Origin of the sequence: Micromonospora sp. NPDC049047, assembly GCF_040649135.1 — a bacterium.
In the GTDB taxonomy this organism is placed as follows: domain Bacteria; phylum Actinomycetota; class Actinomycetes; order Mycobacteriales; family Micromonosporaceae; genus Micromonospora.
Map to the genome: position 1 here is coordinate 140,701 of NZ_JBEZEY010000002.1, position 13,625 is coordinate 154,325.

Annotated in this window: 8 protein-coding genes; 1 reads left to right on the forward strand and 7 read right to left on the reverse strand. The window is 69.6% G+C overall.

From position 1 onward, the window contains the following. Positions 1-143 precede the first annotated feature (143 nt). The 3 genes from AB0B86_RS03655 to acs all read right to left on the reverse strand — a co-directional run bounded on the left by AB0B86_RS03655 (position 144) and on the right by acs (position 7,966). Positions 144-2,597 carry an immune inhibitor A domain-containing protein gene (locus AB0B86_RS03655; RefSeq protein WP_357404915.1) on the reverse strand — a complete coding sequence of 818 codons (2,454 nt, stop codon included), beginning with the start codon at positions 2,595-2,597 and terminating at the stop codon, positions 144-146. A 342-nt stretch (positions 2,598-2,939) separates the two neighbouring features. Next, complete coding sequence (locus AB0B86_RS03660; RefSeq protein ID WP_357404579.1) at positions 2,940-5,735, reverse strand: immune inhibitor A domain-containing protein; 2,796 nt, start codon at positions 5,733-5,735, stop codon at positions 2,940-2,942. Positions 5,736-6,001: 266 nt separating this feature from the next. Beyond that, entirely contained in the window at positions 6,002-7,966 is a 1,965-nt protein-coding gene (gene acs, locus AB0B86_RS03665; RefSeq protein ID WP_357404577.1) for an acetate--CoA ligase, read from the reverse strand. Positions 7,967-8,243: 277 nt separating this feature from the next. Here acs and AB0B86_RS03670 point away from each other — a divergent pair, with 277 nt between their 5' ends. Continuing rightward, on the forward strand, positions 8,244-8,990 hold the full coding sequence (locus AB0B86_RS03670) for an oxidoreductase (RefSeq protein ID WP_357415129.1): 747 nt from the start codon (positions 8,244-8,246) through the stop codon (positions 8,988-8,990). Positions 8,991-8,997: 7 nt separating this feature from the next. Here AB0B86_RS03670 and AB0B86_RS03675 read toward each other — a convergent pair whose 3' ends face one another. From AB0B86_RS03675 to AB0B86_RS03690, 4 genes are all read right to left on the reverse strand, one after another. Beyond that, on the reverse strand, positions 8,998-9,630 hold the full coding sequence (locus AB0B86_RS03675; RefSeq protein ID WP_357404573.1) for a TetR/AcrR family transcriptional regulator: 633 nt from the start codon (positions 9,628-9,630) through the stop codon (positions 8,998-9,000). Then, entirely contained in the window at positions 9,525-10,889 is a 1,365-nt protein-coding gene (locus AB0B86_RS03680) for an isoprenylcysteine carboxylmethyltransferase family protein (protein ID WP_357404572.1), read from the reverse strand. The genes AB0B86_RS03675 and AB0B86_RS03680 overlap by 106 nt, the downstream gene beginning before the upstream one ends. Further along, a complete protein-coding gene (locus AB0B86_RS03685) occupies positions 10,886-11,782 on the reverse strand; it encodes a hypothetical protein (RefSeq protein ID WP_357415131.1) in 897 nt (298 codons plus the stop codon). Before AB0B86_RS03685 ends, AB0B86_RS03680 begins: the two co-directional genes overlap by 4 nt. A gap of 175 nt (positions 11,783-11,957) precedes the next feature. Then, entirely contained in the window at positions 11,958-12,761 is an 804-nt protein-coding gene (locus tag AB0B86_RS03690; protein WP_357404568.1) for an HAD-IB family hydrolase, read from the reverse strand. Positions 12,762-13,625 lie beyond the last annotated feature (864 nt).

The window sequence follows — 13,625 nt, forward strand, 5'->3', positions numbered from 1 at the left end:
ACCGCGGGCGGTCTTGGCGGTCGCGTTGAACAGGGGAAAGCCCCGGGTCTGACCCGTAGTGGTGCCAGGGCCTCGGCCGGACAAAGGGCGGCGCCCGGGCAGAGAACCTGCCCGGGCGCCGCTGGGTGGTGCGGGATCGTCGGTCAGAAGATCCGGATCTTCATCGAGGTGCCGTCCTGCTCCAGAACCTTGATCTTGACACCGGTCGCGGGGAGCTTGACGCCGTGGTTCGGCAGCTCCTCGTAGAAGTACTTCTTGGTGTCGTCGAACAGGGGCTGCGCGGCCTCACCGCGGATGTACTGCGGCTGGCTGTTGAGACGCAGGGTGAACGAGTCGGCCTTCTTGAGGCTGAACGGCGCGTCGTAGACCTGGATCCGGGCCCGCCACGGAGCACCGGTCAGGTTGTAGATCGGCTCCGGGTGCGCGTCGATGTACAGGTTGCGACCCTCACCGGGGTGGCCACCCGGGTTCGTCTCCGGGTCGTATGGCGCGGTGTTGTTGTCGGAGAACCGGGTGTTCCAGTACGAGATGAGCAGGCCCTCCTGGTACGCGTAGTGGTCCACCCAGTCCGGGCGGGTGTTCGCGTAGCCGAAGAAGTACGGGCCGGTCTTCAGGTACTTGTCGTACGAGACGTACGACCGGTTGCCGGCGATGTAGAAGTTGTCGAACAGCCGGGTGTAAGTCGCCCCGACCACCTCGAACTCGTCGAGCGTCCAGCCGGCGTCGGTCTCGGCGCCGTCGCTGAACACGGTCTGACCGTCGGCGGTCACGGTGATCGCGTCACCGAAGAAGCCGCCCTCGGAGACACCACCGTCGGTGACGTAGTGCAGGCGAACCTGCGCCGACTTGCCGGCGACAGCGGTCAGCGGGATGTTGATGTCGGTCCAGGCGCCCTTGCTGCTGCCGGAGAGGGCCGGGCGGCCGTTGCCGTCGACGCCGATCGGCTGGCCGTTGACGGTGCCGTTCAGGTCGATCCAGGACTGACCGCCGTCGGTCGACGCCTCGAAGTAGAGGTAGTCGTAGTTGGCTTCGATGCTGTACTTGCCCTTGAGCGACAGCGCCGCGGTGGACTTCCCGGTGAGGTCGAACGTCCTCGTCATCTTGCTGTCGAGGTTGTCGTCGTTACCGGAGAAGTACTGTTTGGCGCCTTCGATCGGTGCGCCGTAGTTGAAGGTGTACTCCCGTTGGGGCAGCACCACCACGGCGGCCTGTGCCTTCTCGGAGTTGTACTCCTGTGGCCCGAGATCCAGCTTCTTGTCCTGGCCCGCGACGAACACCTTGTAGTCGAGCCAGCCGAGCTGGAGCTTGTTCCACGCGCCGAGGTCGCCGCCCCGGTCGCCGATGCCGACGTCGTTCTTGGCGCCGAGCCGGCTCTGGGCCATCAGGGTCCAGTGCTCGTTGTTGTTGTCCGCGGGGCCGTAGTCGTCCGGCAGGCCCAGGTCGTGGCCGTACTCGTGGTAGAAGACGCTGCGGCCGCCGTTTTCCGGCTGGATCGTGTAGTCGCGGATCCAGACGCCGGTGTTGCCGATCTCGGTGCCGCCGATCGGAAGGTTCGGCGGGCCGACCGGCGAGCTGTTGTACGCCGACCAACGGTGGCTCCAGATCGCGTCCTCACCCTGCTGCGGGTCACCGTCGGCCTGGTCGCCACCGGAGTGGACGATCTGGAAGTGGTCGATGTAACCGTCCGACTCGTTGAAGTCGCCGTCACCGTCGTAGTCGAATCGGTCCCACTGGTCGAAGGACTTCATCTCGGTGGCGATCTGCTCGTCGGTCCGGCCCTTGGCCTTCTGGTCGGCGACCCACTGGTTGGCGGCGTCGCGAACCAGCGCCCAGGTGTTCGAGCAGACGTTGTCCGCGCAGACGGCCGGGTCGTCCCCGGGGTTCGGCTCCTCGCCGGGCTCCGGGTCCGGGATCGGGTCGTCGGAGCGACCGTAGCGGGCCTCGTTGTACCGGACCTTGACCCAGTCGGTCACCTCACCGTCGACGGTGTAGCGACCCGAGGACTGCGCCTCGTAGTACTGCTTGAGCGACTCGTCGCCCGGGTTGGTGCCGAAGTAGACCTGGCGGAAGTGCTCCGGGCTGAAGTCCGGCTGCCAGATGGTGGAGTTGTCCACGGCCCGGTTGGGCTCGGGGATCTTGTTGTGCAGCGGCCCCTGGAAGGTCGTCGGCCCGGCGATGTCCGGGTTCATGTCCTTGTCCGGGTAGGACGGGTGCCGCTCGTCGCCGAACTCGGCAAGGATCACGAAGATCTTGTCGGTCCGCTCACGCTCAAGCTCGACGTACTGGTCCCGGGGCTCCGGGTCGGTGCCGGCCGTGCGGGCGTTGGCCTTGGCCGTGCTCGCCTTGCCCACCTGGCCGACCTTGACGACCTTGCTGCCGTTGCGCTCGATGGGCTTGCTGCGCCCACTCAGCACGTCGGCGAGGCCCTGCTCACGCAGCTCGCGGCGCTTGTCCTCGAGCTTGTCGGGGAGTTCGTCCTGCAGCGCCTGCGGCTCTGCGGCGGCCGGTGCCGCCGGCAGTTTGGGCTGCGGCGCCGCCGAGGCGGACGGACCGTAGAACAGGCCCGTCGCCGTCAGTGAGAGCCCGAGCAGACCCACTGCGACTTTGCGCACGTGGTACCTCCGGTGTGAGGGAACCGGCCCCACGGGGGTACGGGCCGGTGGGAGATCGATCCCACGAGTGGGACCAAGGGTGAACATAGTTACTGCTGGGACGGGTGGGAAGACGAACGCGTCGATTTGTTGCAAGATTTTGTTGAGAATGCTTTTCACCGTCACACCCCGGCGCTTCATCAGCCACATTGGCCTGCGGCGGGCCGGCCACCCCCGGTCCGCAACGACGTATTTCGATAGACCCGATCGATGTACGACAGTGGGGCCGGCGGCGTCTCCGCCACCGGCCCCACCAACCACTGTTATCGGTTACCGCTCAGCAGAGCGTCACTTCGTCGCCGGGGTGACGAAGATCGTCGCGGAGGTGTTGTCCTTCGCGGCCTTCTTGACGGTGAGCGACACGCCGTAGTTCACGCCTGCGTCACCGGGGTTGCCGGTGCCCAGCACGATCGCGCCGCCGCCCAGGGTGGTGCCGTAGAACTCCGGCGCCGGGCTGCCGTCCGGGTGGGTGACCCGGGTGGTGTACGGCGCGTTGTTGCGCGACGGAACGACCACCGACGCGTCGTTGTCCCGGGCGTACGCGGCCCCGTCGCGCATCTCGATGCCCGGGTACCACGTCTTGGCATCGGTGAAGGCCTTCACCGGCGCCTGCGCCTTGAACTTGGTGCAGTACGCGCTGTACGGCTCGTCCGGCGCTTCCAGGCACTCCGTGAAGGGGTACGTCTTCTGGAGCGTGAAGGCCGCGTTCGCCGACTGCGGACGGCTGGGCAGGTTGTCCGTCACCGACGGGTCCAGCGCGGCCGCCTCGCCCGTGCGACGGTACGGGTCGAAGTGCGAGTCCACGATCAGCAGCCCGCCCTTGGCGCCGTAGCTCGGCAGGGCGGTCATCTGCCCGGTGACGTGGTTGACGTCGCCGAGCGCGCTGTCCCGGTACCACACGAGCATGCCCGGGGCGTTGTAGGAGATCCGGTCGACCTTCCACGCCTCACGCGAGTAGATGGTGTCGTAGGCGTACTTCAGGCCGTTGTCGAAGCCGTCGAAGTTGCGCCACTCGGCCAGGTAGTACTGCGCGTGCGTCTCGGTGCCGCCGGAGACCTTCCAGCCCGCGCCGGTGGTGTCGACGAAGGTGCCGCCGCTGGTCTCCCAGCCGTTGGCGCCGCCCTCGACGTCGTCACTCCAGGTGGTGGCGCCGCCGCCGGTGACCGAGAAGTCGTCGACGAACCAGTTGCGCTCCTCGAACGCCTCGTCGGTGGCGAGCCGCAGTCGCACCTGGACGGTGGTGCCCGCGTACGCCGACAGGTCGACGTAGTCGTGGCGCCAGCCGTCGGTGCTGCCGGTCAGGCCGTACTTCTTGCCACCGAAGTCGTTCATCCGGCCGTTCGGGTCACCGTAGTTGTCCGGCGTCGTGACGACAGTGCCGCCCTCGGCGTACACCTTCTGCTCGGACCAGGTCGTGCCGCCGTCGGTCGAGAGCTCGACGAAGCCGAAGTCCCAGTCTTCCTCGATGATGTAGTTGTTCCACATCCAGAACTTGGCGTCCGCGGCGTTGGGCACGTCGACCGAGCGGCTCAGCTTGACATCGGCCCAGCTCTGGTCGTTGTTGCTGTGCCACATCTTGGTGCCGCTGTGCGGGATGGCGAACGTGGTGACCTTGTCCGGCAGGTCGACCTTGATGCCGTCCTCGGCGTCGATCGGGGTGCGGGAGGTCTGCCCGAGCTTCACCTCGCGCGGGTTTGAGCCGGGGCGGATGGTCAGCGGGTCGGCCCAGCCGAGCACCCACTTGTCCCAGATGCCCATGTGCGTGGGCAGCGCCTGGAAGATCTCACCCGAGTGCGAACCGGAGGCCATCAGGTCCCAGAAGTCCACGTCGGAGTCGGCGTTGCCGGAGGTGTCGTAGAGGTCCGGCAGGCCGAGGTCGTGACCGAACTCGTGGGCGAAGACGCCGACCCCGGCGTCCTCCGGCTGCACGATGTAGTTCGACACCTTCAGGCTGGTGCCCGGGATGGTGTAGCCACCCGGAACCGAGGAGGAGTGCGCCCAGACGGCGTACACGCCCTGGTCGCCGCCGCCGCTCGACTTGCCCTTGCCGGCGTGCACCAGCACGAGGTGGTCGATCACGCCGTCCGGCTCGAAGAGGTTGCCGTCACCGTCGCGGTCGGCCTGGTCTTCCTTGTCGTAGTCGGCCCACGGGAAGGTGGGGTCCTTCGCGGCGAGCGCGTCGATCGCGTCGGTCGCCAGCCGGCCCGCGCCGGCCGGGTTGTCCGGGTGGCCGTTCATCGACTGCTCCCGGCCGGGCACCCAGTCGCCGTTCTCGTCCTGGGTGCAGCGGTTGGCCGCGTACCAGCCCTCGGAGTGCGGCACGCTGATCCACGGGCTGGCCTGCCCGTCGACCGTGTACGCGTTCTTGGACATCTCCAGGTACATGTTGTGCATCGTGCGACCGGAGATGTCGATGCCCTTCTTGCCGTCCGGGCCCTTGAGGTCCGTGCGGACCCGCTCGGTGATGCCCTTCTTGCTGTACAGCATCTTGTTGTAGTGCGACGGCGAGAAGTCCGGCACCCACATCGAGTTGTTGTCCTCGTGCGCGAGGCGCGACGGGTCCGGGATCTTGTTGTGCTTCGGCCCGTTCTGCACGGTGCCGGGAACGCAGGTCCGGTCCTCGAACACGGTCTTCGGGACCATCACGTCTGTGAAGTCGTCGTTGGCCTTGTCGTTGAACTCGACAAGCAACGTCAGCAGCTTCGCGGTCTGCGTGGTGGGCGCCTGCTTGATCTGGCGCGGGCTCTTGCCCGTCTTGATCGACTTTGCCTCGATCTTGGCCAGCTGCTTGGCGGTGACCGGGTTGCCTCGCGCGTGCTTCTGGTCGAACGCGCGGGCGTCGTTGCCTGCGGGGGTGTAGACGCCGTTCTTACCCTTGACCTCGCGGCCGGCGGTGTCCGGCTGCACCTCGGGCTCGGCGTAGTTGATGTAGTACTCATCCGCGCCGATCACCGCCCGGGGCGTCGGGGACGACGACTGGGCCGCTGCGCTGCCCGTCACGGTCAGTGACGTGGCCGCGAGGGCGATGGCGGGCAGTGCGACGAGTAGTCGTCGTCGCGACCCGGACTGCGGTTTGTGGTTCATGCCGCTCCATTTCTCGGGCATGGGGGGAGGACGCTGGCCCGGCCGACCGTCGATGCGACGACCGTCGAACTGTGCCAACCTGCGTGAACCTAAATCACAACCGGCCGAAAGGACAGAGGTGACCCACCGCTTGGTCCGTTCAGCTTCTTTTTGCTCCCCCGACCGACCGATGTGACAGCAGGGCGACGCTGTCGGCCGTGCCCGTAAGAAATGACTGAGGGTGGCGGTCCGCACGGACCGCCACCCTCCGGTGTGTACGCCTGCCGTCAGTCCTCGTCGGACTTTGCCCCGCTCATCCCCGAGGAGATCAACTCCATCACCGAGGAATCCTGCAACGTGGTCACGTCACCGAGTGACCGGTGCTCCGCGACATCACGCAGCAGCCGGCGCATGATCTTGCCGGAGCGGGTCTTCGGCAGCTCCGGCACCAGCATGATCTGCCGCGGCTTGGCGATCGGCCCGAGCGTCTTCGACACGTGGTTGCGCAGGTCCGCGATCAACTGCTCGCCGGCCTCACCCGCGATGTCGGCGCTGCCGCGCGGGATGGCGAACGCGACGATGGCCTGCCCGGTGGTCGGGTCGGTCGCGCCCACCACCGCCGCCTCGGCCACCGACGGGTGCGACACCAGCGCCGACTCCACCTCGGTGGTCGAGATGTTGTGCCCGGACACCAGCATCACGTCGTCGACCCGGCCGAGCAGCCAGATGTGCCCGTCGTCGTCCTTCTTGGCCCCGTCACCGGCGAAGTACATGCCGTCGAACCGGCTCCAGTAGGTCTCGATGAACCGGTTGTCGTCACCCCAGATGGTGCGCAGCATCGACGGCCACGGCTCACGCAGCACCAGGTAGCCGCCACCGCCGTTCGGCACCGACTGGCCCTGGTCGTCCACCACGTCGGCCACGATGCCCGGCAGTGGGGCCATCGCCGACCCCGGCTTGGTCGCGGTCACGCCCGGCAACGGAGAGATCATGATGGCGCCCGTCTCGGTCTGCCACCAGGTGTCGACGACGGGCAGCGTCCCACCGCCGATGAACTCCCTGTACCACATCCAGGCCTCGGGGTTGATCGGCTCGCCGACGCTGCCGAGCAGCCGCAGCGACGACAGGTCGTGCCCGGCCGGGATGTCCTCGCCCCACTTCATCATCGTGCGAATCAGCGTGGGCGCGGTGTAGAGGATGCTGACCTTGTACTTCTCGACGATGTCCCAGAACCGGCCCTTGTGCGGGGTGTCCGGGGTGCCCTCGTACATCACCTGCGTGGCACCGTTGGAGAGCGGGCCGTACACGATGTAGGAGTGGCCGGTGACCCAGCCGATGTCGGCGGTGCACCAGTAGACGTCCGTCTCCGGCTTGAGGTCGAAGACCGCGTGCGTCGTGTACGACGCCTGGGTCAGGTAGCCGCCGGTGGTGTGCAGGATGCCCTTCGGGCGGGCCGTGGTGCCGCTGGTGTAGAGGATGAACAGCGGGTGCTCGGCGTCGAACGGCTGCGCGGTGTGCTCGGCCGACGCGGTCTCCACCGTCTCGTGCCACCAGCGGTCCTTCGCCGACCAGGCCACGTCCTCGCCGGTACGGCGGACCACCAGCACGTGCTCCACCGACGGGCAGTTCGCCACCGCCTCGTCCACTGTCGGCTTCAGTGCCGACGGCTTGCCCCGCCGGTAGCCGCCGTCGGCGGTGATCACCACCTTGGCGCTGGCGTCCTGGATCCGGTTGCTCAGCGAGTCGGCGGAGAAGCCGCCGAAGACCACGCTGTGCGCCGCGCCGATCCGGGCGCAGGCCAGCATCGCGACCGCCGCCTCCGGGATCATCGGCAGGTAGATCGCCACCCGGTCGCCGGCCGTGACACCCAGGTCGGTGAGCGCGTTCGCCGCCCGACAGGTCAGCTCGTGCAGGTCGGCGTAGGTGATGGTCCGGGTGTCGCCCGGCTCGCCCTCCCAGTGGATCGCGACCTTGTCGCCCCGGCCCGCCTCGACGTGCCGGTCCAGGCAGTTGTACGCCACGTTGAGCTGCCCACCGACGAACCACTTCGCGAACGGCGGGTTCGACCAGTCGAGCACCTCGTCCCACTTCTTCGACCAGGCCAGCCGGTCGGCCTGCTTCGCCCAGAACGCGAGGCGGTCGGAGTCGGCCTCCGCGTACGCGTCGACTGTGACGTTGGCGTGCGCGGCGAGTTCGGCCGGCGGGGGGAACTGGCGCGTCTCGTTCAGCAGATTTGCCAATGCCTCGCTCATGCCGTGACTCCTCGTCCTCGGGTGACCTGCGTCTCGCTGGCCACGAGGGTAGTCGCGGGTCAGCAAGCCGGCGACCGCCGCCCACCCCGGTCGCGCCGAGCGGCCCCCGCCGCGCGCCCGACGGCCTGTCGCCGCCCACTGGACCGGCCCAGGACCGGCGCCCGGAGCCCCTCGGGGGCACCGTCGGGGGCCGGCGGGTGTCTCGGGTGGGGTGGTCCCTGTCGCGTTGCGCCCGGGGGCCACCCGCCGGGTCGGGCCGGGTCGCTAGCGTGACGGGGTGACCACCGACCCGCTCGCGCCCCTGCTCGCGCTCGCCGACATCGCCGCCGCCGTCGAGCGCGCCCGCGAGCGGTTCGACCAGGCGCTCGGGCACCGGGCGCTGCGCCGGCACGGCGGGCAGGTAGCGGCCGAGGTGAGCCTCCGCTCGGCGGTGGCCAGCGCCGCCCTTGAGGGGGCCGGACACGACCGCGAGGCGGTCCGCGCCGGCACTGTCACCGATCCCGTGCTCCAGGGGGCGCTGCGGGTCGCCGGGGCGCTGCCCGGCCTGAGCGAACTCTGGCCGAAGGCACCCCGGCAGGCGCTCGCGAAACTGCACGTGCTCGCCGCCCGGGACGTGGTGCCGGAGGCCGAGTTGGGTCGCCCGGTGGCCGATCCGGTGGTCGCCGCCCGGCTGGACGGGCTGGCCGGGCTGGTTGCCGGCGGCAGCACCGTCTCGCCGCTTGTGCTCGCCGCAGTGGTCCACTGTGAGTTGCTGAACCTGCGCCCGTTCGCCGGACCGTCCGGCCTGGTGGCCCGTGGTGCCGCCCGGCTGGTGCTGCTCGCCAGCGGTCTCGACCCGCGGGGGCTGCTCGCCGTCGACGTCGGGCACCGCGAGCGGGAGCCCGAGTACGTCGGCTCGGCCAGCGCCTTCGCCACCGGCACCCCGGACGGGTTGCGCTCGTGGCTGCGCCACTACATGGCGGCGGTGGAGGTCGGCGCCGACCAGCTCACCGCCATCGGCGACGAGATCCTCGCCGCCGGCTGAGCCGCTGTCACTCCCGCCGTACCGCGCGGTTGACCTTGGCTTGCAGCGCTCGGCGGGCGATCGGCCCGAGGTCGTCGACGATCTCCAGCAGCAGCGCGAGCTGGTCGAGGGCGGCCATCGCCCGGGCGGCGCCCGCCTCGTCCACCCCCTCGTAGAGCTCCAGCCCGATGAACGCGGCCGAGACCGCGCGGGCCAGGCCCGGCACGTCGGCCACCTCGGCGAACGGTGAGCCGGCGAGCAGTCTGCGCAGGACCGACTCGATCTCGTCCACCCAGAGCTGGAGCGCCGCAGCCGTCGGTGCGGCCATCCGCTTGTCCGCCTGTGCCCCCGCCAGCATCTGGGCCAGGAAGTTGACGTTGCCGAGCTGGCGTTCCTCGTCGTGCAGCTCCCGCCCGACGGCGAGCAGATCGCGTAGCGACCCGGTCGAGGTCAACCGCGCCGACCAGTGCCGGACCCGCTCGACAGTGCCGTGCCGGCAGGCGGCCGCGAGCAGGTCGTCGACAGTGCCGAAGTGGTAGAAGACGAGCGCCTGGTTCACCCCGGCGGTGGCGGCGATGGTACGGGCGGAGACGCCGGCGATGCCGTGCTCCCGGATGGCGGCGATGGTGCCGTCGAGGAGGCGCTGTTTGGTGTCGGACATGGCTCTCCTCGCGGGCGGGCCGGGTGCGGCGGTGCGATCATCGCATCGGTGACAAGTTGGGCGAGCCAGGTGGCCCCGGGCAGTCGCAGCGTCCAGCCGACAAACGCCCAGCCGAGGTGGACGTGTTCGAGTCCGCGGGCGACGGCGGCCACCCCCCGTTCGGTATGACCGTCGCCGCCCACGTACTCCGCCCGCCACAGCACGCGCTCGTGTTCCCGGGCGGGTCGGATCCGCAGCCCGGCCGGGTGCCGCCGGGCCAGCATCCGCCAGGTGGCCGCGCAGGGCCCGCAGTCGTCGTCCAGCCAGAGCACCGCCGGGGGCCCGGTGGAGTAGGGCCGCCAGCGAGGCCACCAGTCGCGCACCTGAGCCCGGTACGCCCGCCAGGAGTCGCCGTACCGCGCTCGTAGGTCGTGGTGCTCGTGCGGCCCGGCCACCGCCGCTCCGAACGCTCCCGCCGACACCGCCGCCAGGGCCAGGGTGACGCTCCGGGTGACCCCGGCGGTGAGCAGCAGCATCGCCACCGCGGTGAGCTGCATCGGGTTGGCGAGGTAGGCGTACGGGCCGGTGGTGACCAGCCGACGCGGCGGGTCCCACGGGTACGGCGTGCCGCCGCCCCGCACGGCGAACTCGGCGACGGCGGCCAGCGCCGGCGTGGCCGTCAGCACGGCCAGCTGCGCCACCACGAGCAGCCTGCCGCGGTCCAGCCCGGTCAGCCCGGCCCACGTCCCGTCGCCCAGTTCGAAGGCCACTGTGGGCAGGAACCAGAGCAGCAGCGCGGCGAAGAGCCCGACCTGGAGCAGCGTCCGCGCGCCCAGGTGCCGGCGGTCGGCGCAGAACCGACCGAGCAGTTGGGCGGGCAGGGCCACCAGGAGCAGCCCGAGCACCTCCCCGACGAGCCAGTGCGGGCCGAGGCGGACCAGCGGGTGCAGCGCCGGCATCGCCACCGCATCGACCCAGAGCAGCAGACCCAGCGCGACCGGCAGCGGCAGCACCCGGCGCAGCAGCACCGGCAGCGCGCCCCAGAGGGCGGCCCAGCCGATCCACAGGTCCACCGGCATCCCCCGGTAGGCGCCGGCGACCGGCGTGAACGCGTACCAGCCGGTCCGGCGGGCGACCTCGTGCAGCGCGGCGATGCCGATCCCGGCCGCGACGAACGCCAGCAGTGCCGCGGCCCGGGAGGTCCGGTCCCGCACCCGGGCACCGACGGCGAGTACGGCGAGCAGCGGCAGCGCCAGGCTCAGCCAGCGGGCGACGGTCACTCCAACGCCAGCATGTCGAGCAGGTGCCCGACCCCGGCACCGAGCAGCACCTGCTGCACCGGCCCGAAGTACCAGGACGGGTCCAGACCCCGGGCGTAGTCGACCTGGATCCGGACCTCGGTGTGCCCGGGGTCGATCGTCCGCCAGGTCAGCTCCGCGTGCCGCCAGGTGAACCAGCGCGCGGTGATGGAGCTGTCCTCGACGAAGCGGAAGCCGACCCGCCCCGGTGCGACGTCGTCCACCTCGGCGAGCAGGTGCCCGCCCGGGCCGTGCGCGCTGCCGTGGTAGCCGAACATCCACCGATCGCCGAGGCTGAGCCCGTCGCCACTTACCTGCCCCGGTGTGGGCACGCCCAGCAGCCGCAGCGGCGCGGAACGGACGGTGGTCGGGTGCGGGCCGGCGGCGAGGCGCTCGGCCACCCGATCGACGGGAAGCCCGACGACCCTTGTCACCTCGACCGTCTGCGCCGGGTCGACCCGGCCGACGATGCCACTGCCTTCCAGGCCGGGCAGGAGCAGCAGCGGCACGGCCGCGAACACGTACGGCCGGTTGGCCTTCTGCAGGGCGCGGATCAGGGCGGTGGTGCCGTGCGCCACCGCGTACACCAGCGGGGCGGCCAGCAGGACGCAGACCGCACCCTCGTGCAGCACCACCGCCGCCAGCAGCAGGGCCACCGTGACGGCCCCGAAGACCCTGCCGTGGGCCGTCTGGCGCGGGGTCAGGGCGAGCGCGGCGGCCAGCAGCACCGGAAGCGCCACGAAGAGCACGGCGCTGTCGGCCCGGCCCTGATCGACCACCCCGATGAAGACGACCACCCCGAAAAGCGTGATCAAGCCGGCCAGGATCCAGTGCGCGGCCGTTCGCTCTGCTGGCGGTTCCTCGTCTTGAGTCACATGACCTCCCGTTTTAAGCAGTCGCTCAAACGGAGCATACGACTACTTGAGCAATCGCTCAACGAGTGATTCGGCGCGATCCGAGCGCGGTGCAGGGGAACGAGGGCCGCACTCACCGCCGCTCCGGGCTGCCGGAGCGAGGGGTAGGGAGGAAGGGGCGCGCAGGCCGGACCGGTCAGGCGGTGGCGGCGGCGCGGGTCCGGCGATGCCGGCCATACCAGGCGATACCGATGGCCACGCCCACCCCGACGCCGAGCGCCGCCGCGGCCACCGGAACGGCGGGTCGTTCCCGCAGCCGACGGCCCAGCGGGATCGGGTGCCGGAACTCCAGCACCGGCCAGGCATTCTCCGAAGCCAGCTTGCGCAACTGCCGGTCCGGGTTGACCACACTCGGGTGACCGACACACTCCAACAGCGGTCGATCACTGTACGAATCCGAGTAGGCGTACGAGTCAGCCAGGTCATAACCCCTGGCAGCGGCCAACTCGCCGACCGCCTCGACCTTGCTCGGACCGGCCGCGTAGAACTCGACCTCGCCGCTGTACCGGCCATCCCGAACCGTCATCCGGGTGGCGATCACGTCGGTGACCCCGAGCAACTCGCCGATCGGCCGGACCATCTCCTCGCCGGACGCCGACACCAGCACCACATCGCGGCCAGCGGCCTGGTGCTCCGCGATCAGGACTGCTGCTTCGGCGTACACATAGGGGTTGATCAGCTCATGCAGGGTTTCCGCGACGATCTGGCGGACCTGTTCCACCTGCCAGCCCTTGCAGAGCGCAGCCAGATAGTCCCGTGTTCGGGCCATGGTCTGCTCGTCGGTGCCGCCCAGCCGGAACATCAGCTGCGCGTACGCCGACTTGACCACGTCACGCCGGGTGATCAGCCCGTCCCGGTAGAACGGCCGACCGAACGCCAGGGCGCTCGACTTGGCGATGACGGTCTTGTCCAGATCGAAGAAAGCGGCACTTCGGCCCACGGCGCGAAAGTCTAGCCGGATGGTCTATCGTCGGCGGGTGCCCGGGGTCAGGCCACCCTTCGGACCTGCGGGCTGGCACCAAATATCCCCGCTCTGCGTGATCACGGTCACACTCCGCGAGGAGAATTTCGCAGTGAGTGGGGTCGGCACCACTCGACGTGACGGGCCCGCTCAGGCAGACTTGTCGGTACGACGAGCATTCACATCCCCGAAATAGACAAGACCCTCAGCGGTTGCACCCCCCGTGGCCGCTGAGTGGTTCGGCTCGACCCCCCCGGAGCCGAACCTTCGACGACCCCCGTCTCCCCCCGACGGGGGTCGTCCCTTTGCGGGGAGCGCTCCCGGACTGGTGACGGCGTGCCTGCGGCAACATACTCACCGCCGAATACAAGCAAGCGCTAGCAATGATGATCGGCGGAAATGCGCTCGACGGCATCCGGATTCTGGAAGGAATACACGATGCGGTTGCGGCGCAGAAAGTGACGCCTCTGCTGAGAATGGTTCGAGGTGACCAAGAGGGCTGGGCGCCTTAGCTAGTCCCGTTGGTCTCCGGGAGTGGTGGATCCGTCAGCAGGACACGGAAGCCACACGTTCTGGCCGCCATGTCTGGCGTGGGTTTTAGTGGCACTGACCGAAGCGGCGAGAACGCAGCGAATCGGCCGCCAGGCGCTGACGACGGACGGCATAAGCCAGTATGTTTCACCTGCTCAACGGCACCAGACGGCAATGGCTGACACGCAGCAGTTCCGTGCTGGCGTTCGGGACGGAGGGGCCAAACTCCGCCCGGAGGCAGCCGGCGAGATGTGCCCTCGATAGGAGCACCGGAGAGCCCTGTCGATATCCGAACGGCCGATGCGGGAAGTC

What these genes read in the sequence shown, in the direction of transcription:
- AB0B86_RS03660 (WP_357404579.1), bottom strand. Translation starts at nt 5,735, where the DNA reads ATGAACCACAAACCGCAGTCCGGGTCGCGACGACGACTACTCGTCGCA.
- acs (WP_357404577.1), bottom strand. Translation starts at nt 7,966, where the DNA reads ATGAGCGAGGCATTGGCAAATCTGCTGAACGAGACGCGCCAGTTCCCC.
- AB0B86_RS03675 (WP_357404573.1), bottom strand. Translation starts at nt 9,630, where the DNA reads ATGTCCGACACCAAACAGCGCCTCCTCGACGGCACCATCGCCGCCATC.